The sequence below is a fragment of the Actinophytocola sediminis genome (assembly GCF_054779715.1).
Window position 1 is genome coordinate 61,822 of record NZ_BAAGXS010000010.1, and the last position, 25,065, is coordinate 86,886.

The following is a 25,065-nucleotide window of genomic DNA, read 5'->3' on the forward strand; positions in this document are numbered from 1 at the left end:
TAATCGTGCGGCGACCGACCGGGCAAGATGTCACCGTCCACTGGAACCCGTACGCCCTGGAGCCAGGTACCCGATGACCGACAGAGCACTTCGTCGCTGGCTGGCGCCGTTGGTGCCGGCGCTGCTGCTCGCCGCGGCCTGCAGCCAACCCGTCGCCGGCACGCCGAGCGCGGGCGCCGGCGGCGACGACCGTCCGAGCAGGTCGGAACGCACCTCGCCGGCCGAGGAGCCGGACGACGAGCCGGATGACGAACCGCCGTTCCCGTCGGCGACGAGCGGCCCGTCCGCGGGCGCCGGCGATGGCGAGCTGGAGCCGCTGGTCGGCACCTGGGAGGGCGAGTACACCTGCGGCCAGGGCGTGACCGGGCTGACCCTCACCATCGAACCGGCCGACGACAAGTCGGTCGCGGTCGTGTTCGAGTTCTTCCCGCTCCCGGAGAACCCCGAGGCCCTGGCCGGCAGCTACCAGATGGTCGGCAAGTACTCCGGCAACCGGCTGGTGTTCCGGCAGGAGAAGTGGATCGACCAACCCGCAGACTACCTCATGGTGGATCTCGAGGTGACCAGCGAGGTCGAGCCGGGCATGGACGCCATGACCGGCGACGTGCTCTCCTCGACCTGCGAGGCGTTCGCCGTCAACCGGGCGGACTGAACCCGGCAGGCTGACCGGCGGCGTGACGCCCGCGCGAGCGGGTAACCGGCGGTCATGCGTGCGTTGACGATCGAGCCCGGCCGCGCCGGCTCCCTGACGGTCACCGAACTACCCGACCCGGACCCGGCACCCGACGAACTGCTGGTCGAAGGGCTCACGCTCGGCGTGTGCGGCACCGACCGGGAGATCGCCGACGGCGAGTACGGCTGGGCGCCGCCGGGCCAGGACCGGCTGGTGATCGGGCACGAGTCCCTCGGGCGGGTCCGCCGGGCGCCGGCCACCAGCCACATCGCCGAGGGTGACCTGGTGGCGGGCGTGGTGCGCCGGCCGGACCCGGTGCCCTGCGGCGCGTGTGCCCGCGGCCAGTTCGACATGTGCCGCAACGGCCGCTACACCGAGTGTGGGATCAAGGAGCTCGACGGGTTCGGCAGCCAGCTGTGGTGTGTGCCGGCGGCCTACGCCGTGGTCCTGGACCAGCGCCTCGGTGAGACCGGGGTGCTGATGGAGCCGACGAGCATCGTGGCCAAGGCGTGGGACCAGGTGTTTCTTGCCGGTGAGCGCGCCTGGTTCGAGCCGACGCGGGCGCTGGTGACCGGGGCGGGGCCGATCGGCCTGCTCGCGGCGCTGCTCGGCGTGCAGCGGGGGCTCGAGGTGCACGTCCTTGACCGGGTGCGCGACGGTGTGAAGCCACGCCTGGTCGAGGCGCTGGGCGCGACCTACCACCACGAGCCGGCCGCGAAGGTGGCCGCGCGGCTGCGGCCGGACGTGGTGATCGAGGCGACCGGGTCCGGGCAGGTGGTCTTCGACGCGATGGCGCACACCGCGCCCTACGGCGTCACCTGCCTGACCGGGGTGTCCACCGCCGGCTACCGGATCGACGTCGACGCGGGCGCGCTCAACCGGGACGTCGTGCTGGAGAACGACGTCATCGTCGGGTCGGTCAACGCCAACCTCGACCACTACCGCATGGCCGCGGACGCGCTGGCCAAGGCCGACCTCGACTGGCTGGCCCAACTGCTCACCCGGCGGGTCCCACTGGACCGCTTCACCGACGCGTTCCATGCAGGCCCCGAGGACATCAAGGCGGTCATCACGCTCACCGACCAGTAAGTGCGTGGCCGCCAACCGCACCCAAGGGGAACGGAACGCAACCCAGCCACCGACAACCACCGAACCGCCGGCCACCAACCAACTCAACGGACACTTTTAATCCCGGGGAGGCGGGCCAGCCACGAAGAAGACCACCAGTACGACGAGCAGATGGTCGACCTCGGTCTCTGGACTTGCCACCGCCAACGTGAAGTGGACGATCTCCGCAACCGTCAGCCGTGTCAACGTCGCCCTGAACCAGGCCATGACGATGACCCCCTCACCCTTCACCGCAGCGGCTACCCGCCCGACCCCCGGACAAACGGCGGCCGTCACCCGTTAGGGGGTCACCGGATCAGCGGATGCGGGGTGGGGTGCGGCGTTCGACGCCGTAGGGCTGCAGGTGCTGGGCGAGCGGGCCGTCGACCGCGGTGGCGATGGTCGTCGGGTCCCAGTGTTCGGCAGTGACGTGCGGGTGGTCGGCGAACGCCGAGGTGGTCACCACTGAGATGCGCCGGCCGTCGAAGCGGAAGAACTGGCCGGTGATCCCGGCGGCCAGGTCGCTCAGCAGGAAGGTCACCAGTGGCGCGATAGCCGCCGGCGGCTTGTCCTCGATCCCGGCGAGCGGCGGCGTGTCCTGTGTGGACGGTTGATGGTCGCGGCCGAGCGCGTTCGCGGTCATCCTGGTCAGCGCCATCGGCGAGATGGCGTTGACCCGGATGCCGGCGGCCTCCAGGTCGAGTGCGGAACTGTAGGTCATGGCGGCCAACGCGCCCTTGGTCGCGGCGTAGGTGGACACCCGGGGGAAGCCGAACATGCCGCCGGAGGAGGCGTTCACGATCGCCCCGCCACCGCCGGCCAGCATCACCGCGCTCGCGGCCGCCTGGCAGTACAGCGCGCCGAGCACGTTCACCGAGACCGCCCGCCGGATCGCGGCCGCGTTCTCCTCCCAGGGCGCGGACTCGTGGTACAGCCCGGCGTTGTTGACCAGACCGTCCAGCCGGCCGAAAGTGTCCACACAGGACGATACGAGCGCGTCGACCTCGTCCGGGTCGGTCACGTCGTGCCCGCTGACCAACCCGGCCCCGCCGGCGGCGGTGATCCGCGCGACCACCGCCGCCGCCTCGTCCCGGTCGATGTCGTTGACCACCACCGACGCGCCGTTGGCCGCCAGGTCGACGGCATAGGCCGCACCAAGACCACGGCCCGCGCCAGTGATGATCACCGCGTGGTCGGCGAACAGGCTCATGACAGTTCCGCCTCCCCGCGTTTCACTGTGTTGGTCGCGTTGGCGACAGCGGGCACTGTCTGGGCACGTACTTGTGGCTGGTCTGCGTCACGTTCCCCTGAGGCGCGGTTGAGAAGCCCTCGGCATGACCTCGATCCTGAGGTTGACAGCAGGTGTCTCATGGCTGACCGCCTCCGGTGGTGACGGCCCGCCACAGGGCGTCCGCGTCTGCGCAGGTGAGGTCGTGCAGCTGCCGGGCCCAGCGCCGCGCCGGCCCGTTCTCGTCGCGGGTGGACCACAGCAGCGTGGTGTACCGGTGCAGCGGGCTCTCCCGGGTGATGCCCATCGCGCCGTGCAGTTGGTGGGCCAGCCGCGCGACCGTGGTGGCCACCGACTCGAGCAGGACAGCGGCGGCCGCCACCCGCGCCGGGTCCAGGCCCACCGCGGCGGCCGCGGCGACCTCGAGCAGCACCCGCGCGCACTCCATCTCCGCCAGCCGGTGCGCCACCGCCTGCAGGCGGGCCAGCGGGCGGCCGAACTGCACCCTTGTGGTCACGTGCTCGCGGGTCAGCCGGCACACGCCCTCCACCGCGCCCAGCGCGGTGTGCACCCGCAGCACGGTCAGCCGGGCCGCCAGCTCGGCGTCCGCCGGCAACGGCACCACCTCGGCCGGGCCGGCCAGCTCGATCCTGGTGCGGGGCTGGCCGGCCAGCCCGCGCCACGGCCGGCCGGTGACCGTCGACAGGTCAACGCGGGCGGCGACGTCCCGGCCGATCAGCACGGCCGCGCCGGTCAGCTCCGGCCAGCCGACGTCCGCACTGGCGCGGACCCGGCCGTCGATCACCGTCAGGTCCGCGGCGACGGCGGCCACCGCCGGCTCGGCGAACAGCGTGCGGGCCAGCGCCACCTCGGCGAGCGGCAGCGCGTGCGCGTGCCGGCCGGCGGCGCGCACCAGCCCGGCGAGGTCGGCGAACGTCCCGCCGGAGCCGCCGTCCTCCTCGGCGACGCCGACGGCCGTCCAGCCGAGGTCGACCGCGGTGGCCCATGGGTCGGTGGCCGAGGCGAACACGTCGTCGGCCATCCGGCCGATCTCGTCGATCTCCGGCGGCGGGGCCTGGCGGGAGACCACGGTCAGCAGCATCTCGTCGGTGCCGCCGCGGATGGCGAACCCGGGCGCCGCCAGCTGGGCCTGGGCGAGCAGGCCGGCGAATCCCGTGCCCCGCAACGCGGGGACCTCCTCGGTCACCGTGCGCGCCACGTCCACGACGTCGCGTTCGAAGGTGGTGCCGAGGTACTTCAGCACCGCCGCCTCGCCCGCCGGGGCCCGGCCGGCGTCCATCGACGCGGCGACCCGGCATCCCAACTCGCGCAAGGTGAGCAGCCGCGCCGCCAGCGTGCCGACCGCCACCCGGCCGTCGGTGTCGAGCGGGCGGTCGACCAGACCGGCGAGCACCGGATAGGTCGACAACACCCGTTCCAATCCGCCGCGCTCGAAGGACAGCTGCTCGGTCACCTGCTGCCAGCCGGCGCCCTCGGCGCCGATGATCCGGTTGCCCGGCACGAAGACCCCGTCGAACACCACCTCGTTGAAGTGGTGCTCCCCGCCGAGGTCCTCGATCGGCCGCACGGACACCCCCGGCGCGCTCATCTCGAGCACGAACTCGGACAGGCCGGCGTGTTTGTCGGCGGCGTCCTCGGTGCGCGCCAACACATAGGCGTGCGTGGCGTGGTGTGCGCCGGTGGTCCAGATCTTGCTACCCGTGACCCGCCAGCCGTCACCGTCGCGGACCGCCCTGGTGCGCACGGACGCGAGGTCCGAGCCGGCCTCGGTCTCGCTCATGCCTAGGCAGAACGTCACCTCGCCGGCGGCGATGCCGGGCAGGATGTCGGCCCGCAGCTCGGGCGAACCGTTGCGCAGGATGGCCGGGCCGATCTGCCGGTCGGCGATCCAGTGCGCGCCAACGGGTGCGCCCGCGCGCAGCAGTTCCTCGGTGACCACCAGCCGCGCCAGGTTGGACCGGCCACCACCCAGCGGCTTTGGCCAGGTGATGCCGATCAGGCCACGTTTGGCCAGTTCTCGGGTGAACGCCGGATCGGGCCCGCGCATCCAGGAGTCGCAGCTGGGCGTGAAGTCCCAGGACGCCACCAGTTCGCGGACCGCGCGGCGCAGCTCGTCCAGTTCGTCAACCACGTATGGCCTCCTGTGCCACCAGGTATCCCCGTTGCGCCGCCTCGGTGAGGACGGCGGCGGCCACCGACAGCTCCTCGTCGGTCGGCGCCTTCGCCAACAGCGCGCCGGTGGTGCCGGCGCCAAGGGCGCGCAGCCGGTCGGTGAGCACCGCCTCGTCGCGCGCGGCGGTCAGCAGTTGCGGCGCCGGTCCTAATCGGACGGTGCCCCATCTGGTGAGCAGCCGGACCCGGGTGGTGGCCGACGGCGCGGCGGTGACGTGCTCGACGTGCGCGACGATGCGGCCGGGATCGGCGCCGCCGTAGAGCACCAGCAGCTCCCCCGCCCCGGCGGCCGCGTCCGGCGCGCCACCGCCCCCGGGTAGCCGGACCTTCGGCGCGCGGTAGTCGCCGATCGCGGTGGAGTTGAGCCGGCCATCGAGGTCGACGTTCGCCGCGTCGAGCACCACCAGGTCCGCGCGGCGCACCAGGGCGCCGAGGACGTCGCCGGTGGTGCCCCGCCAGGTGATCGCCGAGCCGAACGCGGCGAAGTCGGTGGTCGAGGTCGGCAGCTCGTCGGCCGGGCCCTCGGTGGCGAACCCGGCCTCGAACAGCTGTCGGAACGACGGGGTGGCGCCGTCGAGACGGGCGGCGACCTCGCCGGCGAGCACCGGCCAGTGGAAGCCGGTGAACACCCAGCCGGTGCGGCGGAACTCGCGGGCGGCGCGGACCAGGAAGTCGAGCACGTCGGCGTTCACCGCGACCTCCCGGCGTCCACAGCGGACACATAGGCGGCGACGTCGCGCGGATAGTGGCCGGGCACGCCGTCCGGCGCGACCGCGCCCGGCAGCTCGACCACCGTGTCCACGAGCAGGCCGAGCAGGTCGACCCCGCTCGCCCGGACCTCGGCCGGTGACCCGATCCGCTCGGCCACCACGACGACCCGGCGCGCGGCCCCGGCCGCGGCCAGCGCCTCCCCGGACGGCTCGCCGAAGGAGCAGTCGCCGTCGGCGCCGGCGAGTGCGGCGTGCACGAACGCGACGTCCACCGGCAGCGCCCGGACCACGGTGGCCGCGCCGAACGGTGTGTCCACAGTGGCCAGCATGCCGGCCGACCAGCCGTCGGCGAGGAACCCGGTGTCCTGGTGCACGGTGACCGGCGCGAACGGCACGCCGTGCGCGGCGGCCCCGAGCGCGGCGGCCAGCACGCCCATCGGCAGTTCGTGCCAGCGGATGGCGGCCCCCTCCTGCCAGGCCCGGCGGAACCGCCAGGCAGGCGCCGGGCCGACCGCGCTCCAGCAGTGCGCGAAGGTCACCTCGGCCACGATCCCGGCACCGATCAGCCGGTCGAGCAGCAGGCCACCGGAGGCGACCACCACGTGCAGGTCGCGCACGCCCGACCGGACGAGCTCCTCGCCGACCGCGAACAGCTGCGCGCCGAAGTTGCCCAACCACACGGTGTCGCCACTGCGCACGGACGCGACGGCGCTCGGCAGGTCACCCACGGCGGCTGCCAGCCGCCTGGCGCACCAACAGTTGTGCCGGCCGGTACCTCGGGTCGCCGAAACCGTCGAGCAGTGCGCGCAGCCCGGCGAGCACCTCATCCGGTCCGGTGCGGTCGAGGTAGGCCAGCGGGCCGACCGGGTGGTTCATCCCCAGCCGCAGCGCGAGATCCACGTCCGCCGCGGCCGCGGTGCCCTCCTCGACCAGGGTCAGTGCCTCGTTGACCATGGTGTGCGCCAACCGGTCCACCACCAGGCCGGGCAGCGCGAGCACCGGCACGGAGGCGACGCCGAGCGCGTCGACGGCGTCGTAGGCGCCCTCGATCCCGGCGACCTCGTCGGCTACCACCTCGGCGAAGGTGTGCTCTCCCAGGCGGTGCAGCCGCAGCCAGCCCACACCGGGCGGCAGGTGGTCCACCCAGCCGCCGGCCGAGGAGTCGACGACCACCCGGTGCTCGGCGGCCAGCGCGCGTACGGCGGCGACGTCCTCGGGGGTGCACCCGACCGCCCGGTACACGTGCACCTCGGTGTCCGCTGTGGACTGTGGGGTACGGACCGCGGCCGCCTGCGCCGCCCGTGGTTTGCCGGCGGCGTAGTCGTAGTAGCCGCGACCGGCGGCGCGGCCGGTGGTGCCGGCGCGCACCAGTTGGCGGGTCAGCGGGATCGGCCGGTAGCGCGGGTCGCCGAACTCCCGCAGCGCGGTCTCCGACGAGCCGAGATGGGTGTGCAGGCCGGTGAAGTCGAGTAGTTCCAGCGGTCCCATCCGGTGGCCGAGCGCGGCCTTCACCGCCGCGTCGACCACCTCGGGCGTCATGCCCTGGGTCACCAGCAGCTGCGACTCGTAGTACAGCGGCCGGCAGACCCGGTTGACGATGAAGTTCGGGGAGTCCGCGCACAGCACGGCGGTCTTGCCAAGCCCGTCGACCCAGGCCCGTACCGAGGCGAGGACCTCGGGGGCGGTGCGCGCGCCCCGGATGATCTCCACCAGCCGCATCCTGGTCGGTGGGTTGAAGAAGTGCAGCCCGACCACCCGCGCCGGGTCGCCGTAGGCCACGCCGAGCTCGCCGATGCTCAGCGAGGAGGTGTTGGAGGCGACCACCAGCCGGTCGTTGCCGGCCGCGCGGACCTCGGCCAGCAGCGCCCGCTTCGCCTCGAACCGCTCCACCACGGCCTCGATGAACAGGTCGGCGTCGCGGACCGCGTCCCCGACGCTCGCCGCGGTCGACACCGTCACCGGCGGATCGGCTTCCGCCATCAGGGTGTGGTACCCACGCGCGGTCGCCTCCCGATCGACGTCCACAATGGACACCGAGGCGCCGGCGGCGGCGAACACCCTGGCGATGCCGCGGCCCATCGGTCCCAGCCCGGCCACCACGACCCGCAGCGTCGACAGCTCATTCATCACGCCACCCGCTCGATCACCGCGGCGACCCCCTGCCCGCCGCCGACACACAGGCTCGCCACGCCGAGACCGCCGTCCCGCCGGGCCAGCTCGTGCAGCAGCGAGACGACCAGCCGGCACCCGCTCTGCCCGGTGGGATGGCCGAGCGCGATGCCGCCGCCGTTGACGTTGACCCGGTCCTCGTCCAGCTTCAGCTCCCGCACGTTCTGCACGATCTGCGCGGCGAACGCCTCGTTGATCTCCACCAGGTCGAGGTCGGCTGCCGACACCCCGGCGCGCGCCAACGCCTTCGGCACGGCGAAGGTCGGCCCGACCCCCATCACCGTCGGGTCGACCCCGACCGCGCTGAACGAGCGCAGCCTGCCCTGGGCAGCCAGCCCGTGCGCGGCCACCGCGTCGGCGCTGGCCAGCACGACCGCGGCCGCGCCGTCGGCCATCTGGCTGGCGTTGCCCGCGGTCACCGTCCCACCCTCCACAAAGGATGGCTTGAGCCTGGCGAGCCGTTCGGCGGTGGTGTCGGTGCGGAAACCCTCGTCCCGGTCGAGCAGATCGCCGTCGGCCAGCGGCACGTCGACCACCTGGCTCGCGAAGTACCCGTGTTCCCAGGCGGCGGCGACCCGCTGGTGGCAGCGCAGCGACCACGCGTCCTGATCCGCGCGCGCGATGCCGTAGCGCTCGGCGATGTTCTCCGCGGTCTGGCCCATGTTCAGTCCGCACACCGGATCGGTGCCGCCGTCGCGCCAGCCGTCGGCCAGCGTGATGTCACCCCGGCGCACGCCACCCCAGCGCAGGGCACCCGAGGCCAGATAGGGCATCGTGCTCATCGACTCGGCGGCCACCGCCACCACGATGTCCGCCTCGCCGGTGGCGATCGACTGCCAGGCCAGCTGGATCGCCTTGAGCCCGGAGGCGCAGGCCATGTTGACCGTCTGGGCCGGGGCCCGCTCCGGGAAGCCCGCGCGCAGCGCCACCTGCCGACCGGGGTTGGGCCCGTTGCCGGCCTGCCGGCAGTTGGCCAGCACGATCTCCTCGACCAGCTCCTGGCCGATCCCTGCCCGGGCAACGGCTTCCCTGGCCGCCAGGGTGGCCAGCTCGACGACGGGGGTCTCGCGCAGCGCGCCGCCGTAGCGCCCGTTGGGCGTACGGACGGAGCCGAGCAGCAGGACGTCACGGGACACGCGGGGATACCTCCGGCTCGTTCGCGCGGACAACCCGCCGCGCCTTGTGGGTCGTCCGGGGCAGGGTCCCCGGCTCGACGATGTCGACCACCGCGCGGACCGACAGGTCGGCCCGCAGCGCGGCGGCCACCCTGCCAGCCACGCCGTCCACAGTGGACTCGATCTGGAGTCGCAACGCGGTCGGGTAGCCGGTGGCCGGGTCGGCCAGCGCCGGGTCGATGACCACGCGGAACTCCGTGAGGTCCGCGACCGTGCGGCGCACCACGTTCTCCACCGCCGACGGGAAGACGTTCACGCCCCGCACGACGAGCATGTCGTCGGCCCGGCCGAGCACGCCGCCGGCGAGCCGCGCGTGCGTGCGGCCGCAGGCACACGTGCCGCGGTCGCGAACCACGACGTCCCCGGTCCACCACCGCACCAGCGGGCACGCCTGTTTGTCCACATGGGTCAGCACCAGGACACCGGGTTCGCCGTCGGGCACCGGCTTTCGGGTGGTCCGGTCGAGGACCTCGGCGTACACGAAGTCCTCCGTCAGGTGGCCACCCGCCTGCGCGGCGCACTCCCAGGCGATCGGCTGGAACTCCAGACAGCCGTAACCGTCGTGGCAGCGGGCGCCCCACGCGCGTTCGATCAGCGCGCGGGTGGCCGCGACCCCGCCGCCCGGCTCGCCGCCGACCATCACGTGCCGCACGCCCGACTCGGCGAGGGGTCTGCCAAGCGAGTCGGCGCGTGCGGCGAGGTGCAGCAGGAACGACGGGGTGCCGCCGACCGCTGTGGTCCCGTAGCGGAAGATCGTGTCGAGTTGGCGTTCGGTGTCGCCGGAGCCGCCGGGGATGACCGTCGCGCCGAGGCGGGTGTAGCCGAGCGTGCCACCGAGCCCGCCGACGAACCAGGCGTAGGAGAACAGGCACTGGTAGACATCGCCGCGCCGCACGCCCTGGCTGTAGGCGGCGCGGGCGTAGAGGTCGGCCCAGCGGTCGAGGTCGGCGCCGGTCCAGGCGACCGGGGTCGGACTGCCGGTGGTACCGGAGGAGAAGTGCACCCGGGCGACGTCTTCCCTTGGTACGGCGAGGAAGTCGCCGTAGGGCGGGTGCTCGTCAATCGAGCGCTGGTAGTCGGCCTTCTCGGTGATCGGCAGGGCGGCGAGGTCGGCGAGGTCGCGCAGTTGGGCGGGATGCCAGCCCAGTTCGTCCCACTGCCGCCGGTAGTACCGGCTCGACGCGTACACCCGGGTGAGCTGGGTGCGCAGCAGGGTGAGCTGGTGGTCGCGCAGCCGGGCCGGCGACCAGGTCTCGCAGTTGTGCAGCGTGTCCACTTCAGACCGCCTCGAGCACGGCGCCGGTACACATGGTGCCGGCCGGGCCACCGAGAAAGGCGACCAGCGAGTCCACATCGGACTCCGGACCGGCGAGTACGGCGTTCACCCGGACACCGCGCGCGGCCGCCTCCCTGGCCAGGCTCCGGCACAGTGAGGTCACCGCGCCGGTGAGCGCCGGGGCGTCCACTGTGGTGCACCGCAGCAGCACCCCGTCCCCGGGCGCCAGGCGCAGCACCGCGTCCCTGGCGGCGACGAACGCGTCACCGAGACCACGGGCGACCCCGCCGGTGGCGGTGGCCGTGAGCCACCCGTCCCCACCGACCTCGACAACAACCTGAACCCGCGCACTCACCCCTGTTCGACCTCGGTGGCGACGGCCCTGGCCAGTACCAGGCGCTGGATCTCCGACGAGCCCTCGTAGATCTCCAGTACCCGTTGGTCGCGGTAGAGCCGTTCGGCGGGGCACGGCTTGCAGTATCCGTCCCCGCCGAAGACCTGGACCGCGAGATCGACCGCGCGGTGGGCCACCTCGCTGGTGTACAGCTTGGCCATCGCGCCGGGCATGGACACCGGGCGGCCGGCGTCGTAGGCCGCGGCCGCCTCGTAGGTCAGCATGCGGGCCGCGGACAGCTCGACGACCAGGTCCGCGAGCCGGAACCCGATGCCCTGGTTCTCGATGACCGGTTTGCCGAAGGTGACCCGCCTGCTCGCCTCGGCCGCGGCCAGCCGGTAGGCCGCGTAGGCGATGCCCAGGCCCTGCGCGGCGACCGTGACCCGACCGAGGTCCAGCGTGCGCAGCGCGAGCTTGAGGCCGCGGTTGACCTGGCCGAGCACCGCGTCCGCCTCGACCCGCACGTTGTCGAGCTTGAGGTTGCTCGTGCGGGTGCCCCGGATGCCCATCTTGTCCTCGATCCGGTCGACGACCGCGCCCGGCGCGTCGGCGGGCACGATGAACGCCGTGATGCCCCGGGCGCCGGCGGCCGGATCGGTCTTGGCGAACACGATGTAGCGGGTGGCGATGCCCCCGTTGCCGATGTAGATCTTCTCGCCGGAGAGCCGATAGCCGTCGCCGTCGGGCTCGGCGACCGCGCGGATCGCCGCGGCGTCGCTGCCGGCACCCACCTCGGTGAGCGCGAAGCTGATCGCCTCACCGGACCGTAGCGGGCCGAGCACCGCGCGCTTCTGTTCGTCGGTGCCGGCCAGGCGCACCGGCACCGCGCCCAGTGCGTGCGCGGCGAGGATCGCGCCGGTCGACGCGCACGCGGCGGAGACCTCCTCGACCACCGAGCAGATGGCGGTCATCGACAGCCCGGACCCGCCGTACTCGGCGGGCACGAGCATGCCGGCGAGCCCGATCTCCACGAATGTGGCGATGTGCTCGTCCGGGTAGCGCTGCTCGCGGTCCAACTCCTCGGCAAGAGGCGCGAACCGTTCGGCGGCCACCGTGCGCGCCAACTCGCGCCAGTGCGCCGCCTCAGGGTCCAGCGCCGGTTCCCACAGCACCGTCATGGCCGCGACTCCTCTGTCGGGTTGCCAAAATCAACGTCGACGTAGATGCTGACAACCGTACACAGGGGACCAATGAAGTCAAGGGGATGCCACGCATGGGAAAGGTCACCACCAGCCGCGTTGATCCCGCCGTCGCGATCGTCACGCTGGACTCGCCGGCCAACCGCAACGCGCTGTCCACCGACCTGCTCGTCGAGCTCGCCGACACCCTGGAGCGCCTGGACGCCGAGCCGGACGTGCGGGCGATCGTGCTGACCGGCGGGCCGACGCTGTTCGCCGCCGGCGCCGATGTCCGGCAGTTGCTGGCGATCTCGCCGGTCGAGTACGCCGCGTCGGCCAGAGGCGTGAGCTGGCGGCGGATCGGCGCGGTCGAGACCGTCCTGGTCGCCGCGGTCGCCGGCTTCGCGCTCGGCGGCGGGTGCGAGTTGGCGCTGTGCGCGGACCTGGTGGTGGCGGCCGACACCGCGGTGTTCGGCCAGCCGGAGGTGAGGCTGGGGCTGGTGCCCGGCGCGGGCGGCACGCAGCGGTGGGCGCGGGCGGCCGGGCGGTATACCGGGGCCGGGGTGGTGCTCACCGGGCGGACCGTCGACGCGTTCGAGGCGCGTGATCTCGGTCTGGTGCACCGGATCGTGCCGGCCGAGCGGGTGGTGGCCGCCGCGGCGGCGGTGGCCGGGGAGATCGCCGCGAACGGTCCGCTCGCGGTGCGGGCCGCACGCGCGGCGCTGCGCCGGTCGGAGGAGTCGCCGCTGAGCGCGGCGTTGGAGTTCGAGCGCCAGCAGCTGTTGCTGATGCTCACCAGCGACGACCACGTCGAGGGGATCACGGCGCTGCTGGACAAGCGGGCACCGCGGTTCGCCGGCCGGTAGGAGGGTTCGCCATGAACGTTGTTCGACTGTCCACGCGGGACTGGCAGGCGGCGGCGACCGAGCTGCGCGCGGCCGAGGGCGTGGTGTTGCTCGAGGCGGCCGGGGTGCGCGAGGTCGACGGCGGGTTCCTCCGCCGGTTGGCCGCGCTGCGCACACCTACCGTCGCGGTCCTGAGTGGACGTTGTGACGCCGGTGGCCTCGCGCTGCTGGCCGAGGTGACCTTGGGGTTCGTCGCCGATGACGTGACGGTGTCGGTGTCGCCGAGTGCCGTGCTGGGGCTCGGGTTGACCTGGTCGCTGCCGAGGGCGGTCGGCGCGGTGCCGGCGCGCGGGCTGCTGTTCGCCGAGTCGCTCGACGCGCGGGCGTTGCGGGCCAGCGGCCTGGCACACGTCGGCGACCCGACGGAGGCGGCGGCGCGCCTGGCCGACCCGGCGACCGCACTGCTGGTGCGCTCGCTACGGGTCGCCGCCCGGTCCACAGTGGACCAGGCCAGCGCCTACGACCACGAGCTGCGGCAGCTCACATGAACACGCTGGCGTTCGGCTGTGGTCCGATCGGTGGGCGGGGCGATGCCGGCCGGGAGGAGTCGCTGGCGGCGGTCGCGGCGGCGTTGGCCGGTGGCGTGCGGCATTTCGACACCGCCCCCAGCTACGGCGACGGCGCGGGCGAACGGCTGCTCGGTGAGGGGTTGCGGGGCTGGCCGAGGGCGACGGTCTCGGTGACCAGCAAGGTCGGCCGGCTGCGGATGGCGATCGCCGACCCGTATGCCGCCCAGCCCGGCGCGCGCCGGGAGCCGCTGTTCGACTTCACCTCGGCGGCCGTGCGGCAGGGGGTGGCGGCGAGCCTGGCCCGGCTCGGCACCGACTACCTGGACGAGGTGCTGGTCCACGACCCGGACGACCAGCTCGAGCTCGCCCTGGCGGAGACGTTTCCGGTGCTGCGTGAGCTGCAGGCGGCCGGCACGGTGCGGTCGGTCGGGGTGGGCACCACGTCGGTGCCGACCGCGCGCCGGCTGGTGGACCTCGGGGTCGTGGACGTGGTGATGATCGCCAACGGGTGGAGCCTCACGCGCCGGGACGCCGGCGGGCTGCTCGACGAGTGTTTGGCGGCCGGCGTTGGGGTACTGGCCGCGGCGCCGTTCGACTCCGGGCTGCTGGCCGCCGACGAGCCGGACCCGTCGGCAAGCTACCTCTACCGGCCGGTTCCGGCGCAGGTGCTGGACCGAGTGCGGGCGATGGCGGCGGTGTGCCGGGAGCACGGGGTGTCCCTCCCCCAGGCGGCACTGCGGTTTCCGTTGCGACACCGGGCGGTGCGCCGGGTGGTGACGGGCATGCGGTCGCCGGCCGAGGTACGCCGCAACCTCGACCTACTCACCGCGCCCACCCCCGAAGCACTGTGGACCGCCCTGGAGCACCCCCCGGCCGCGATGCCCTGAATGAGGCATTGGCGACGTTCACCGTCCCGAATGAGGCATTCAGGGCACTTACCCAGGCCGGGGAACACCGTGGCAGGTCAGGTAATCCGTGAACACCCGGTCCGCGGCCGGATCCGTCCACATCGGACCGGGCGGGTAGTAGAAGGTGAACTCGTCGATCCCGGCCTCCCGGTAGCGCCCGACGAAGTCCTCAACCGCGCCGACGGATCGCCAGAGCGGCTCGGCGGTGACCGCGGGACCACCGGCGAGCAGCATCCGGCGCACCACCCGCCCGGCCGCGGCGCATTCCTCGTCCAGCACGGCGATCCGCCTGCGGGTCAACGCGAGATGCTCCTCGGCGCTGAGCCCGAACCCGCCGTAGGACACCCACCGGTCCGCGTAGGCCGCGGCCACCCGCAACGCCGCCCGGCCGTGCGCGGCGATCGTCAGCGGTACCCGTCGCTCAACTGGCGCCAGCGCGGGAAACCCGTCGACCACGGCCCGCCCGCGCAGCGCACCATCCACAGTGGACACCAGGTCGGCGAACCTGGCCGCCCGCGCGCCGGGCGCCACCCCGGCCGCCGCGTGGTCCCCGGCCGCGTACCCGGAACCGAGACCCAGCTCAAGCCGGCCACCGGAGATGTGGTCCACCGACAGCGCGTGCCGCGCCAACACCGCGGGCGACCGGAGAATCCCGTTGGCCACCAACGGACCCAGTCGCACCCGCGAGGTCGCCCCGGCCAGCGCGGGCAGCACACTCCACGCGTCCAACCACGCCTGCTCCGGATGCGCCGGGTTGAGCACGTGGTCGTCGACCCACACGGTCGCCACGCCGAGATCCTCCAGCCGTCGTGCCCGCGCGCGGAGTTCCGGCCAGCCGACGTTCGGGATGAGCAGCGCGTGCACGGTCATCCAGGGAAACCGCCGACCCGGCCCAGCCGCCCGGACAGCGGCACGCCGAGCCGATCGGTCACCCAGCGCGCGTGCTCGATGGTCTCGTCCAGGTCCAGCCCGGTGTCAAAACCCATGCGGTGCAACGTGTACACCACGTCCTCGGTCGCCACGTTGCCCGAGGCCCCCGGCGCGAACGGGCACCCGCCGATCCCGCCGAGGCTCGCGTCCAGCGCCCGCACCCCGCTGCGCACCGCGGCCACCGCGTTGGCCACCCCGGTGTTGCGGGTGTCGTGCAGGTGCACCCGCGTCGGCACCTCGGGCGCCAGTTCCGCCAGCACCCCGAAGCGCCGCTCGATGTCCGACGGCACCGCGACACCGATCGTGTCGGCCAGACACACCTCGTCGGCGTCCAGGTCGGCCACCTGGGCGGCGACCGCGCGGAACCGCTCGTCGGGCACCTCGCCCTCGAACGGGCAGCCGAACGACGCGCCGATGGTCACCGCGACCGTCACCCCGTCGGCCCGCCCGCGCGCCCGGATGTCGCGCACCGCCGCGATCGCCTCGGCGGTCGACATGCCCTGGTTGCGTTGGCTGAACGTGTCGCTGGCGAGCACCAGCGTGGTCACCTCACGGATCCCGGCGGCCACCGCCCGCTGGTAGCCACGCGCGTTGAGCACCAGCGCGCTGTAGCCGACTCCGTTGTCGGCGAGGGCGGCGACCACCTCGGCGGCGTCGGCCAGCTGTGGCACCCGGTCCGGCCGGACGAACGAGGTCACCTCGATGCGGCGCACGCCGGTCCGCGCGGCGCGCGCGACCAGCTCCAGTTTGTCCGCTGTGGACAGTGTGCGGTCCTCGTTCTGCAGCCCGTCCCGCGGCGACACCTCGACGATCTCGATCATGCTCCCACCCTCCTAGCCCATCAGGGACGCGGCCGAGACCAGCCCGGCCCCACCGTCCACTTCGAACAGTGTGCCGCTCACCTCGTCGGCGACGCCGCTCCCGAGCGCGGCCACCCACTCGGCCACCTCGGCGAGCGTGGTGTCCCGGCCGAGCGGGGTCGTGGCCACGATCCGCGCCAGCACGTCGGCCGGCAGCTCGTCACCGACCCCGGCGGTGAGCACGGTGCCCGGCGCGAGACAGAACAGCCGGATCCCGTCCGCCCGCCACTGCCGCGCCAACGCCGAGGTCAGCGCCGCCATCCCCGCGCGGGCGGCGGCCGAGTGCGCGATGCCGGCGATGCCCCGCTCGGGCGCGGACAGCGACAGCGTCACCACCCGCCCGCCCCGCGCGGCCAACCCCGGGTACGCGGCGGCCACCAACGCCGCCTGCGCGGTGAGGTTGAGGTCGACCACGGCGTCGAAGCCGCGCCGGGAGATCTCCTCGGCCGGGGCGACGAACTGACCGCCCGCGTTGTTCACCAGCAGGTCCAACGCGCCGAGTCCGGCGACGAACGCGGCCGCGGCCTCCCGGTCCCTGATGTTGAGCGCCGTGTGCCGGAACCGGTCGGTGCCGGCAAGCTCGGCGGTCTCGGCCAGCCGCTCGGCCCGCCTGCCGACGCCGACGACCGTCGCGCCCAGCTCCAGCAGCCGCAGGCACACCGCGCGGCCGATGCCCGAGCCCGCCCCGGTCACCAGCGCGGTCCGCCCCGCCAGCGCGCCGGCGGGCAGCACCCTGCACTCCTCGTCGGTCGGCCGGGGCGCGACGGTCACGTGGTCACCACCAGTCCGGGTACCTGCGCGGTCAGCCCGCCGTCGACCGGGAGCACGGTCCCGGTGACGAACGACGAGCCGCCGGCCAACAACCACCACACGGCCTCGGCCACCTCCTCCGGTTCGGCCGGGCGCCCGACGGGGTGCGCGGCGGCGAACGCCGATTGGTCGATCTCGCCCACCAGCCCGGTGCGCACCAGGCCGGGCGCGACCGCGTTCACCCGGACCCCACGCGCCGCGTACTCGACGGCGGCGGTCCTGGTCAGGCCGACGATGGCGTGCTTGCTGGCGACGTAGGCCGCCGAGTGCGCGACCCCGCCGAAGGCCGCGCCGGACGCGGCGTTGACGATCGACCCGCCGCCGGCGGCGAGCATGTGCCGCAGCTGGGCCCGCATCCCCGCGAGCACCCCGCCGACGTTGACCCGCTGCACCCGCCAGAACACGTCGTCGGGATAGTCGGCCAGCCCGGCGCGAGTCCCGGTGACCCCGGCGTTGTTGTAGGCCAGGTGCAGCCCGCCGCCCCACTCCACGGCCCGGTCGACCGCGGCCTCGACCGCGGCGGTGTCGGCCACGTCGACCTCGACCGCGAGCCCGTCGACCTCCGCGGCGACCACCCGCGCGGCCTCGCCGTCCCGGTCGGCGACCACGACCCGGACCCCCTCCCTGGCCAGCCGGCGCGCGGTGGCGGCCCCGATCCCCCGCCCACCACCCGTCACGAACGCGACCAGGCGACGCCCTCCGTCACCCACAACGCCACCGCCGGCACGAGCCGAGTGGCTGCCACCCGCACCCAGGGGGAACGGAACGCAACCCAGCCACCGACACGTGCCCAACCGGAGGAAACCAACTCAACGCGACGGGAACTGCTAAGCCCGGGGAGGCGGTACAGCCAGTGCGGTCAAGGACATCTCGATGAAGGCCTCGCCGAAGTCGGCCAGGCTGCGGTCGCCCTTCGGGTTGTACCAGCGGTGCATCCAGTTGAACATGCCGATGATGCCGAGCACGGCCGTCTGCGGGTCGATGTCCGTGCGGAACTCCCCCGCCCGCGCGCCGCTCTGGATGACCGAGGTGAGCGTGCGGCCGTAGCGGTCGGCGTTGTCCCGGATGTGGTCGGCCTCCGGGCCGGTCATCACCTGGTGGACGTTCTCGCTGAGGAAGATGAACAGCTCCGGCAGCTCGGCCATGGTGCGCACGTACTCGCGCAGCGCCGAGGCCAGCCGCTGGGGCGCCGGCTCCGGTTGGGCGGCGACCTCCTCCAGCCGGGTGCGCATCGTCTCGATCGGGTCGTGCAGCAGCCCGACGAGCAGCTCCTCCTTGGTGCCGACGTAGTAGTAGAGGGTCGCCCGGCTGATGCCGACCTCGGCGGCGACGTCCTCCAGCGTCGACTGGCCGTAGCCCAGCCGGGTGAACACCCGGCCCGCCCCGGCGAGCACCTCCGCCCAGCGCGCGTCCGACCGGCGGCCACTGGCCTGTCTGCGCTCCATCCGCCGCCGGGCGATGTCGCTCGCCGGCGGGGCCCCGGTCGTGGACCCCGACCTGGTCGGCGTACGGCGTTGACGTGGCGCGGCCACTGCGGATCGAACTCCCTCGTCCTCGACGGCGCCCCGCATCGCCGGGGACACCTGCTCTCTCCGCCACCCTAGACCGCACGGAGTTCGCGTTTGAGGACCTTCCCACTGGCGTTGCGGGGAAAGTCACGATCCACGGAGAACTGGGCCGGCACCTTGTAGCCGGCGAGCTGGGACCGGCAGTAGGCGCGCACCGCGTCCTCGTCGAGCCCGGCACCGTCCTCGAGGATGACATGCGCGCGGACCACCTCGCCCCAGTGCTCGTCCGGGACGCCGACCACGGCGACCTCGCGCACGCCGGGGAACCGGCCGAGCACGTCCTCGATCTCCACCGGGTAGATGTTCTCCCCACCACGGATGATCATGTCCTTCTTCCGGCCGCTGAGGTACAGGTAGCCGTCCTTGTCCCGCCACGCCATGTCCCCGCCGCGGAACCAGCCGTCGACCAGCACCTTCGCCGTCTCGGCCGGCTGGTCGAGGTAGCCGGACATGACCGCGTCGGACCGGGTGACGATCTCGCCGACCTCGCCGTCTGGCACGTCGGTCAGCCCGGTGGTGTCGTCGGGGTCGCACAGCCGCAGGTCGACCCCCATGCCGGCCTTGCCGATCGAGCCGAGCAGGTGCTCCTGGCCGGCCAGCGCGCGCCGGTGGTCCTCGGGGGTGAGCACGGTCTGCAGCCCGGCCTCGGTGCCGGCGCCGAACATGTTCAGGAAGTCGCAGTGGAACCGGTCCATCGCCCGCCGCAGCAACGCCGGCGACATCGGGGCCGCGCCGTAGCCGATCGAGCCGAGCTGGGAGAAGTCGCCGTCGCGCACGGCCGGCTCGTGCAGCAGGGTGTCGATCATGGTCGGCACCAGGAACACGCCGTCCAGGCCCCGGTTGGCCATCCAGTGCGCGACGGTCGCCGGGTCGAACGCCGGCAGCACGAGCGAGGTGTGTCCACGTGCGACACCCGACAGCGTGTACAGCATGCCGCCGACGTGGAACAGCGGCGCGGCCGAGTAGTGGAAGGAGATGTTGGTCATCCGCCGCTCGACGATGCACTGCATGACCATGTGTTTGGCCATGCGCTGGGAGTGCAGCACGCCCTTGGGCAGCGCGGTGGTGCCGCTGGTGAAGGCGAGGCAGACCAGCTCGTCGTCGGCGACCGGGGTGTCGATCTCCACGTCGTCCCCGTCGGCGACCAGCCGCTCGTAGGACTCGTCGCCGGACGCGGAGTCGTAGCTCACCGTCACCTTGAGACACGGCACGTCGACCCCGCGCACCATCTCGGTGTACCGGTCGGAGAAGAACAGCACCTTCGCCTCGGCGGTGGCCAGCAGCATGGCCAGCTCCGGCGGTGCGAGCCGGAAGTTCAGCGGCACATAGATCGCGCCGAGCTTCATGCAGGCCAGCAGGGTCTCGACGTACTGCGGCGAGTCGGTGGCGAACAGCGCGACCCGGTCGCCCTTGGCCACCCCCATCCGCCGCAGCGCCGAGGCGAGCCGGTTGACCCGGCTGTTGACCTCACGGAACGTGTATGTCTCAGATTCAGTGACGAAGCAGGCCCTGGTGGGCACCGTGCTGGCGTTGATGCGGATCCAGTCCGCCATGCGCGAGTTCTGCTGGACGACCATGTCCACTCCGGAGTCGAGCCGACGATCAGGACAGCTTCGGCAGTACCTCGGTGCCGATGAGTTCGATGGAGCGCATCACCTTCTCGTGCGGGATGTTGTACGACTGCACGAGCAGGAGCAAGACGTCGACGCCAACCGCTTCGTAGCGTCGGCACATGGACACGAAGTGGTCCGGGTCTCCACACAGGACGGTCTCGTTGTTGACCAGGTAGTCGAACGTGAGATCGGTCAGCTCCATGCCGCCGAGCAGCTTGCGGGCGTACTCGTAGCTGCCGAGGTTCGAGCCCTCTTTCCAGGCGCCGAGCCCGGCCACCGACTTGAGCGAGTTCTGGATGTACCACGGGAACGGCTCGCGGGCGTCCTCGTGCGCCTCCGCGGTGGTCTCCGCGCAGTGCGCCTGGGCGAAGGTCGCCACCCGGTTGTTGATGAACTTGCCGACCGGCTGTACCTGTTCCATGCCCTCCCGGTAACGGCTGAGCCGCTTGGTCAACGCCTCGGGCGGGATCGCGACCGAGAACGACAGCAGGCCCATCCCCTTGCGCCCGACGATCTCGTGGCTGTCGGCACTCGAGGTCGCCCCCCACAGCGGCGGGTGCGGCTGCTGCATCGGCTTGGGCACCACCCCGCGCGGCGGCAGCTTGAAGTACTCGCCGTCCCAGCTGAACTCCTCCTCGGTCCAGCTGCCGACGATGACCTCGAGCGCCTCCTCCCACATCGGCCGGGTGTCCGCCGGGCTGATGCCGAAGCCCTCCATCTCGATGCGGGTGCCGGAGCGACCGGTGCCGAACTCCAGCCTGCCCTTGGACAGAATGTCCACAGTGGCCGCCGCCTCGGCGGCGCGCACCGGGTGGTTGTACGGGAACGGCAGCAGCCGCACCCCGTGACCGATCCGGATGTTCTGCGTACGGGCCGCGATCGCGCCGTACAACACGCCGGGAGCCGAGGAGAACGAGTACTCGTCGAGGAAGTGGTGCTCGACGGTCCACACGCTGTGGAACCCGAGCCGGTCGGCCAGCTCGATCTCCTGGAGGGTGTTCTCGAAGGCGTTGTAGGCGCTGTCCGGGCCCCACGGGCGGGGCACCGGCAGTTCGTACATGAGGGCTAGCTTCACGAGGCGGCTCCCGCGATTGATCCGGTGTGGACGTAGGACGGGGTGGCGCCGAGGTCGAACGCGACCAGCTGTCCGGTGAGTCCGAAAGTGACATACAGGCTGCCGTCGTCGCCGACACAGCAGTTGGTCGGCTGGGTTCCCTGGCCGGTCTCGATCGACTCCGTGAGCTCCCCGCCGGCGTACAGGTGGATGACGTCGCCGACGCTGCCACAGACGTAGAGCGTCCCGGCGCCGTCGAAGCACAACCCGTCCGGCATGCCCGATGGCAGCTTGCACACCTGTTCCGGCGGACCGAAGTCGCCGCCGGAGACCTCGAAGGCGAGCACCTTCCTGGTCAGCGACTGGGTGAGGTAGAGCCTGCCGTCCGGTCCGAACACGACCCCGTTGGGCATCGCGGGCACCTCGACGTGGCCGAGTTGGGCGCCGTCGGCGCCGATGGCCACGATTCGGCCGGGGTTGATGTTGCGCAGGTCCTCCCAGTTGGCGCTGTCGGTGACGTAGAGCGTCCCGTCCGGACCGAAGCACAGGTCGTTCGGCCGGTGCGGTGTCTGGCCGGGCAGCACGCCGCCAACCGTGGTGACCGTGCCGTCCGGATCGACGCGCTGCACACACCCGTCGAACTGCCGGGGCGCGTGCCAGTAGCCGGTGCCCTCGGCGGACAGGCCGCCGTTGTTGGCAACGTACAGCTCGCCGTGCGCCCCGAGCGCGCTGCCGTTGGGCCCGCCACCGCAGTCGCCGACCACGGTGACCGTCCCGTCCGGACCGACCCGGCTGACCGACTCGCCCTTCATCTCGACCACCGCCACCGCGCCGTCACCGAGGTAGCTCGGCCCCTCGGGGAACCGGAGTCCACTCGCGACGACGCGCTGCCCGGCGGTCACGACTGCGCTCCCGCCGATTCCAGCTCGGTGAAGTCGACCGGGGGCAGCTTCTTGATCCGGGGCATGACCTTGTCCGCGAACAGTCGCATGTTGCGCTCGGCCATGTCGTTGGTCATCCCGGAGAACGAGCAGACCGCGTTGAACCCGTCATTGCCCACTTTGGACCTGATGTCGACGATGCGCTCGTAGCACTCGTCCGGCGTGCCGTAGATCTGCAGCTCGATGAAGTTGTCGACCACCTTGCCGGAGCCCTTGTTCTGGATGTAGGAGGCCAGCTTGCGGTAGTACTCGTAGCCCTGGGTGTTCGCGAAGTGCCGGCCGCCGAGCTCGTAGTGGGTCATCACCGACTCGTAGTAGGCGCCGATGTACTCCTGGGCCATGTCCTTGGCCTTGATCGGGTCCTCGTCGCAGCACACCCAGCCGGTGACCATCGGCGCCGGCGCCTCAACGCCCTTCAGCTCGCGGAACTGCTGGCGGTAGTTGCGCATGTCCGCGGAGACCTCCTCCCAGTCCTTCTGGGGATTGATCAGGATGCCGGCGCCGACGTCGGCCATGATCCGCACCGACTCCGGCGACACCGCGGCCGCGTAGAGCCGGTTGTGGAACGACTTCGTCGGCTTGGGACGCAGGTCCCTGCGCGGGATCTGGTAGTACTTCCCGTCCGCCTCGAGCACGCCGGTCTCCAACGCGCGCAACACGATCTCGGCCGACTCCACGAACCGCGCCCGCGACTCGTCCATCGGGATGCGCAGGCCCTCGAACTCGATCCGGCCAAGGCCCCGGCCCATACCGAAGATGAACCGCCCGCCGCTCATCAGGTCGAGCATGGTGACCTGCTCGGCGACCCGCACCGGGTCGTGCCACGGCAGGATCACCGCGCCGGAGCCGAGCAGGATGTTCTTCGTCCGACCGGCCATATAGGACAGGAACTGCACCGGGTCGGGGCACATCGTGTACGACGTGAAGTGGTGCTCGACGCCCCAGAGCATCTCGAAGCCGAGCGGCTCGGCGAGGTCGCACAGTCGCAGCTCGTCGTCGTAGACGCGCTGGTCGTCGGCGGCGTCCCCGCCGCCCTGGAAGATGGTGGTGTATCCGACTCGCATCGAGCCTCAGACCCTTCCCTTGACATCGAGTGATCGGCTGGCTGATCGGGCGCCACCAAGCCGTTGGTAGGTGCCGTGACAGAAGACCAGCGGTCCCCCGGCGGACCCGGCGGACAGATCGTGTACGTCGGCGAGCACGAAGCGGTGGTCGCCCGCGTCGGTGATGCTGTTGGTGGTGCAGTCGAACCACGCGAGCGCGTTGTCCAGCACCGGTGACCCCGTCGGCGACGGATGCCACCCGACCCCGGCGAACTTGTCGCCGCCGGAGACCGCGAACGCGCGGCAGGTCGCCTCGCCGTCCTCGCCGAGGACGTTGACCGAGAACCGGCCGTGTGGCTCGATCTCCGGCCACGTCGTGGACGCGTGCGCGACGAAGAACCCGACCAGCGGTGGGGTGAGCGACACCGAGACGAACGAGCCGACGGCCAGGCCGACCGGCCCGCTGGGGGTCGCGGCCGCGACCACGGCCACGCCGGTTGGCACGTGTCGCATCACCTGCCGCAACCGGTCCGGGGTCACCTCTCGTTCCTGCATCGCGGTCACCACGGCTCCCTTCCGGCTGTGGTTCCGGTCGAGCACAACGACTCGCCGTCCAGGGCGAGGTCGTGGCCGAGCCGGACCTGCTTGGTGTGGAGGTAGTGCACGTTCTCCGGCGCGGGGACGGTGCGCAGCGGTCGCACGGTCACCGACAGACCGGCCGCGCGCAACGCGGCCACCTTGTCCGGGTTGTTGGTGAGCAGGACGACCTCGCGCAGCCCCATCCTGGTGAGCACGCCGGCCGCCGGGCCGAAGTCGCGCGCGTCGGCCGGATGGCCGAGGCGCAGGTTGGCGTCGACGGTGTCCGCGCCCCGGTCCTGCAGCGCGTAGGCACGGAACTTGTCCGCCAGGCCGATACCCCGGCCCTCGTGGCCGCGTTCGTAGACCAGCACGCCGCGTCCGGCCGCCGCGATGGTCGCCAGGGCGGCGCGCAGCTGCTCGCCGCAGTCGCAACGCAGGGAGGCGAACAGGTCACCGGTCGCGCACTCGGAGTGCACGCGCACGAGCACCGGCTCGTCGGCGGACAGGTCGCCAAGGGAGAGCACCAGGTGCTCCTCCGCGTCCTGTCCGGTGTGGACCAGCTCGGCGACGAACTCGCCGTAGGCGGTGGGCAGCGGGATGCTCGGCACCGCGCGCTCGCGGTGGCGGGCCTCGACGATGTCCTTGATGTCCACGACGTGCAGGTCGAAGCGCCTGGCGAACTCCACGATGTCCTCGCCGCGGACCATGGCGCCGTCCGGGCGGGTCAGCTCGCAGATCACCATCACCGGCTCGATGCCGGCGAGCCGGGCGAGGTCGACGGCGGCCTCGGTGTGTCCGGTGCGGCCGAGCACGCCGTCGGGGTGGGCGCGCAGCGGGAACATGTGACCGGGGCGGGAGAAGTCGGCCGGGCCGGCGTCCTGGTCGGCCAGCCGGCGGGCGGTGGTCGCCCGGTCGCCGGCGGACACGCCGGTGGTGGTGCGGTCCAGCGCGTCCACGCTGACGGTGAACGCCGTGGCGTGCCGCTCGGTGTTGTCGGTGACCATCAACGGCAGCTCGAGCGCGTCGGCGCGGTCGTTGGTCATCGGCACGCAGACGATCCCCGAGCAGTGCCGCAGGAGGAAGGCCATCTTCTGCGGCGTCATGTGCGTGGCGGCCAGGACGAGGTCGGCCTCGTTCTCCCGGTCCGCCGCGTCCACCACGACGACGAACTCGCCGTGGGCCACGGCGTCGAGCGCGTCATGCAACCTGCCAGCCATCGCGCGGCTCCTCGCGTCATCGCTTGTGTTGACGAAGACGGTAGCCGGAGCCGCTTCCTGCGTCAACGTTTACGCTGACTATTGC

At 72.5% G+C, this 25,065-nt stretch carries 25 protein-coding genes; 5 read left to right on the forward strand and 20 right to left on the reverse strand.

Going from position 1 to position 25,065, the window contains the following annotated elements; genetic code table 11:
* Positions 1-73 precede the first annotated feature (73 nt).
* Complete coding sequence (locus ACYVIP_RS06225) at positions 74-652, forward strand: hypothetical protein (RefSeq protein ID WP_460392961.1); 579 nt, start codon at positions 74-76, stop codon at positions 650-652.
* Between the two features lie 54 nt (positions 653-706).
* Positions 707-1,762, forward strand: coding sequence for a glucose 1-dehydrogenase (locus ACYVIP_RS06230; RefSeq protein ID WP_460392963.1), 1,056 nt, complete (start codon positions 707-709; stop codon positions 1,760-1,762).
* 334 nt (positions 1,763-2,096) lie between these two features.
* Here ACYVIP_RS06230 and ACYVIP_RS06235 read toward each other — a convergent pair whose 3' ends face one another.
* The 9 genes from ACYVIP_RS06235 to ACYVIP_RS06275 all read right to left on the reverse strand — a co-directional run bounded on the left by ACYVIP_RS06235 (position 2,097) and on the right by ACYVIP_RS06275 (position 12,043).
* Complete coding sequence (locus ACYVIP_RS06235) at positions 2,097-2,990, reverse strand: SDR family NAD(P)-dependent oxidoreductase (RefSeq protein ID WP_460392965.1); 894 nt, start codon at positions 2,988-2,990, stop codon at positions 2,097-2,099.
* Between the two features lie 157 nt (positions 2,991-3,147).
* On the reverse strand, positions 3,148-5,160 hold the full coding sequence (locus ACYVIP_RS06240) for an acyl-CoA dehydrogenase family protein (protein WP_460392967.1): 2,013 nt from the start codon (positions 5,158-5,160) through the stop codon (positions 3,148-3,150).
* Entirely contained in the window at positions 5,153-5,893 is a 741-nt protein-coding gene (locus tag ACYVIP_RS06245) for a hypothetical protein (RefSeq protein WP_460392969.1), read from the reverse strand. Before ACYVIP_RS06245 ends, ACYVIP_RS06240 begins: the two co-directional genes overlap by 8 nt.
* Positions 5,890-6,639, reverse strand: a complete 750-nt coding sequence (locus tag ACYVIP_RS06250) for a CoA-transferase (protein ID WP_460392971.1) — start codon at positions 6,637-6,639, stop codon at positions 5,890-5,892. Before ACYVIP_RS06250 ends, ACYVIP_RS06245 begins: the two co-directional genes overlap by 4 nt.
* On the reverse strand, positions 6,632-8,038 hold the full coding sequence (locus ACYVIP_RS06255) for a 3-hydroxyacyl-CoA dehydrogenase family protein (RefSeq protein ID WP_460392973.1): 1,407 nt from the start codon (positions 8,036-8,038) through the stop codon (positions 6,632-6,634). Before ACYVIP_RS06255 ends, ACYVIP_RS06250 begins: the two co-directional genes overlap by 8 nt.
* Positions 8,038-9,216: a thiolase family protein gene (locus ACYVIP_RS06260; protein WP_460392975.1), complete on the reverse strand. Its 1,179-nt coding sequence runs from the start codon at positions 9,214-9,216 to the stop codon at positions 8,038-8,040. Before ACYVIP_RS06260 ends, ACYVIP_RS06255 begins: the two co-directional genes overlap by 1 nt.
* Complete coding sequence (locus ACYVIP_RS06265) at positions 9,206-10,531, reverse strand: phenylacetate--CoA ligase family protein (protein WP_460392978.1); 1,326 nt, start codon at positions 10,529-10,531, stop codon at positions 9,206-9,208. Before ACYVIP_RS06265 ends, ACYVIP_RS06260 begins: the two co-directional genes overlap by 11 nt.
* Before the next feature lies 1 nt (position 10,532).
* On the reverse strand, positions 10,533-10,886 hold the full coding sequence (locus tag ACYVIP_RS06270; protein WP_460392981.1) for a hypothetical protein: 354 nt from the start codon (positions 10,884-10,886) through the stop codon (positions 10,533-10,535).
* Complete coding sequence (locus ACYVIP_RS06275) at positions 10,883-12,043, reverse strand: acyl-CoA dehydrogenase family protein (RefSeq protein WP_460392983.1); 1,161 nt, start codon at positions 12,041-12,043, stop codon at positions 10,883-10,885. Before ACYVIP_RS06275 ends, ACYVIP_RS06270 begins: the two co-directional genes overlap by 4 nt.
* Positions 12,044-12,138: 95 nt before the next feature.
* Between ACYVIP_RS06275 and ACYVIP_RS06280 the strand changes: the two genes are divergently transcribed.
* The 3 genes from ACYVIP_RS06280 to ACYVIP_RS06290 are packed head-to-tail and all read left to right on the forward strand — an operon-like array spanning position 12,139 to position 14,344.
* Positions 12,139-12,909, forward strand: a complete 771-nt coding sequence (locus tag ACYVIP_RS06280) for an enoyl-CoA hydratase-related protein (RefSeq protein ID WP_460392985.1) — start codon at positions 12,139-12,141, stop codon at positions 12,907-12,909.
* 11 nt (positions 12,910-12,920) lie between these two features.
* Positions 12,921-13,436 (forward strand): hypothetical protein, encoded by a 516-nt coding sequence (locus tag ACYVIP_RS06285; protein ID WP_460392988.1) that lies wholly within the window; start codon positions 12,921-12,923, stop codon positions 13,434-13,436.
* Positions 13,433-14,344, forward strand: coding sequence for an aldo/keto reductase (locus ACYVIP_RS06290; RefSeq protein WP_460392991.1), 912 nt, complete (start codon positions 13,433-13,435; stop codon positions 14,342-14,344). Before ACYVIP_RS06285 ends, ACYVIP_RS06290 begins: the two co-directional genes overlap by 4 nt.
* Before the next feature lie 48 nt (positions 14,345-14,392).
* Here the strand turns inward: ACYVIP_RS06290 and ACYVIP_RS06295 are convergent, their stop codons facing one another.
* From ACYVIP_RS06295 to ribB, 11 genes are all read right to left on the reverse strand, one after another.
* Positions 14,393-15,235, reverse strand: a complete 843-nt coding sequence (locus ACYVIP_RS06295) for an LLM class flavin-dependent oxidoreductase (RefSeq protein ID WP_460392993.1) — start codon at positions 15,233-15,235, stop codon at positions 14,393-14,395.
* Positions 15,232-16,116 (reverse strand): hydroxymethylglutaryl-CoA lyase, encoded by an 885-nt coding sequence (locus ACYVIP_RS06300; RefSeq protein WP_460392995.1) that lies wholly within the window; start codon positions 16,114-16,116, stop codon positions 15,232-15,234. Before ACYVIP_RS06300 ends, ACYVIP_RS06295 begins: the two co-directional genes overlap by 4 nt.
* 12 nt (positions 16,117-16,128) lie before the next feature.
* On the reverse strand, positions 16,129-16,926 hold the full coding sequence (locus tag ACYVIP_RS06305) for an SDR family NAD(P)-dependent oxidoreductase (protein ID WP_460392997.1): 798 nt from the start codon (positions 16,924-16,926) through the stop codon (positions 16,129-16,131).
* Positions 16,923-17,675, reverse strand: coding sequence for an SDR family NAD(P)-dependent oxidoreductase (locus ACYVIP_RS06310; RefSeq protein WP_460392999.1), 753 nt, complete (start codon positions 17,673-17,675; stop codon positions 16,923-16,925). Before ACYVIP_RS06310 ends, ACYVIP_RS06305 begins: the two co-directional genes overlap by 4 nt.
* A gap of 117 nt (positions 17,676-17,792) precedes the next feature.
* Positions 17,793-18,497: a TetR/AcrR family transcriptional regulator gene (locus ACYVIP_RS06315; protein WP_460393001.1), complete on the reverse strand. Its 705-nt coding sequence runs from the start codon at positions 18,495-18,497 to the stop codon at positions 17,793-17,795.
* Positions 18,498-18,565: 68 nt separating this feature from the next.
* The gene (locus ACYVIP_RS06320; protein WP_460393003.1) at positions 18,566-20,110 is read right to left on the reverse strand and encodes a class I adenylate-forming enzyme family protein; all 1,545 of its coding nucleotides are present in this window, start codon (positions 20,108-20,110) and stop codon (positions 18,566-18,568) included.
* A gap of 25 nt (positions 20,111-20,135) precedes the next feature.
* Entirely contained in the window at positions 20,136-21,221 is a 1,086-nt protein-coding gene (locus ACYVIP_RS06325) for an LLM class flavin-dependent oxidoreductase (protein ID WP_460393005.1), read from the reverse strand.
* A complete protein-coding gene (locus ACYVIP_RS06330; RefSeq protein ID WP_460393007.1) occupies positions 21,218-22,102 on the reverse strand; it encodes an SMP-30/gluconolactonase/LRE family protein in 885 nt (294 codons plus the stop codon). The genes ACYVIP_RS06325 and ACYVIP_RS06330 overlap by 4 nt, the downstream gene beginning before the upstream one ends.
* Positions 22,099-23,205 carry an LLM class flavin-dependent oxidoreductase gene (locus ACYVIP_RS06335; RefSeq protein ID WP_460393009.1) on the reverse strand — a complete coding sequence of 369 codons (1,107 nt, stop codon included), beginning with the start codon at positions 23,203-23,205 and terminating at the stop codon, positions 22,099-22,101. The genes ACYVIP_RS06330 and ACYVIP_RS06335 overlap by 4 nt, the downstream gene beginning before the upstream one ends.
* Positions 23,206-23,211: 6 nt before the next feature.
* A complete protein-coding gene (locus ACYVIP_RS06340; RefSeq protein WP_460393220.1) occupies positions 23,212-23,739 on the reverse strand; it encodes a flavin reductase family protein in 528 nt (175 codons plus the stop codon).
* A 5-nt stretch (positions 23,740-23,744) separates the two neighbouring features.
* Positions 23,745-24,980 (reverse strand): 3,4-dihydroxy-2-butanone-4-phosphate synthase, encoded by a 1,236-nt coding sequence (gene ribB / locus ACYVIP_RS06345; RefSeq protein ID WP_460393011.1) that lies wholly within the window; start codon positions 24,978-24,980, stop codon positions 23,745-23,747.
* Positions 24,981-25,065 lie beyond the last annotated feature (85 nt).

Excerpts from the sequence above, each read along its gene's own strand:
- ACYVIP_RS06235 (WP_460392965.1), bottom strand. The coding sequence starts at position 2,990 with ATGAGCCTGTTCGCCGACCACGCGGTGATCATCACTGGCGCGGGCCGT.
- ACYVIP_RS06225 (WP_460392961.1), top strand. The coding sequence starts at position 74 with ATGACCGACAGAGCACTTCGTCGCTGGCTGGCGCCGTTGGTGCCGGCG.
- ribB (WP_460393011.1), bottom strand. The coding sequence starts at position 24,980 with ATGGCTGGCAGGTTGCATGACGCGCTCGACGCCGTGGCCCACGGCGAG.
- ACYVIP_RS06340 (WP_460393220.1), bottom strand. The coding sequence starts at position 23,739 with ATGCAGGAACGAGAGGTGACCCCGGACCGGTTGCGGCAGGTGATGCGA.
- ACYVIP_RS06280 (WP_460392985.1), top strand. The coding sequence starts at position 12,139 with ATGGGAAAGGTCACCACCAGCCGCGTTGATCCCGCCGTCGCGATCGTC.
- ACYVIP_RS06320 (WP_460393003.1), bottom strand. The coding sequence starts at position 20,110 with ATGGTCGTCCAGCAGAACTCGCGCATGGCGGACTGGATCCGCATCAAC.
- ACYVIP_RS06335 (WP_460393009.1), bottom strand. The coding sequence starts at position 23,205 with ATGCGAGTCGGATACACCACCATCTTCCAGGGCGGCGGGGACGCCGCC.
- ACYVIP_RS06255 (WP_460392973.1), bottom strand. The coding sequence starts at position 8,038 with ATGAATGAGCTGTCGACGCTGCGGGTCGTGGTGGCCGGGCTGGGACCG.
- ACYVIP_RS06285 (WP_460392988.1), top strand. The coding sequence starts at position 12,921 with ATGAACGTTGTTCGACTGTCCACGCGGGACTGGCAGGCGGCGGCGACC.
- ACYVIP_RS06275 (WP_460392983.1), bottom strand. The coding sequence starts at position 12,043 with ATGACGGTGCTGTGGGAACCGGCGCTGGACCCTGAGGCGGCGCACTGG.
- ACYVIP_RS06290 (WP_460392991.1), top strand. The coding sequence starts at position 13,433 with ATGAACACGCTGGCGTTCGGCTGTGGTCCGATCGGTGGGCGGGGCGAT.
- ACYVIP_RS06300 (WP_460392995.1), bottom strand. The coding sequence starts at position 16,116 with ATGATCGAGATCGTCGAGGTGTCGCCGCGGGACGGGCTGCAGAACGAG.
- ACYVIP_RS06295 (WP_460392993.1), bottom strand. The coding sequence starts at position 15,235 with ATGACCGTGCACGCGCTGCTCATCCCGAACGTCGGCTGGCCGGAACTC.
- ACYVIP_RS06230 (WP_460392963.1), top strand. The coding sequence starts at position 707 with ATGCGTGCGTTGACGATCGAGCCCGGCCGCGCCGGCTCCCTGACGGTC.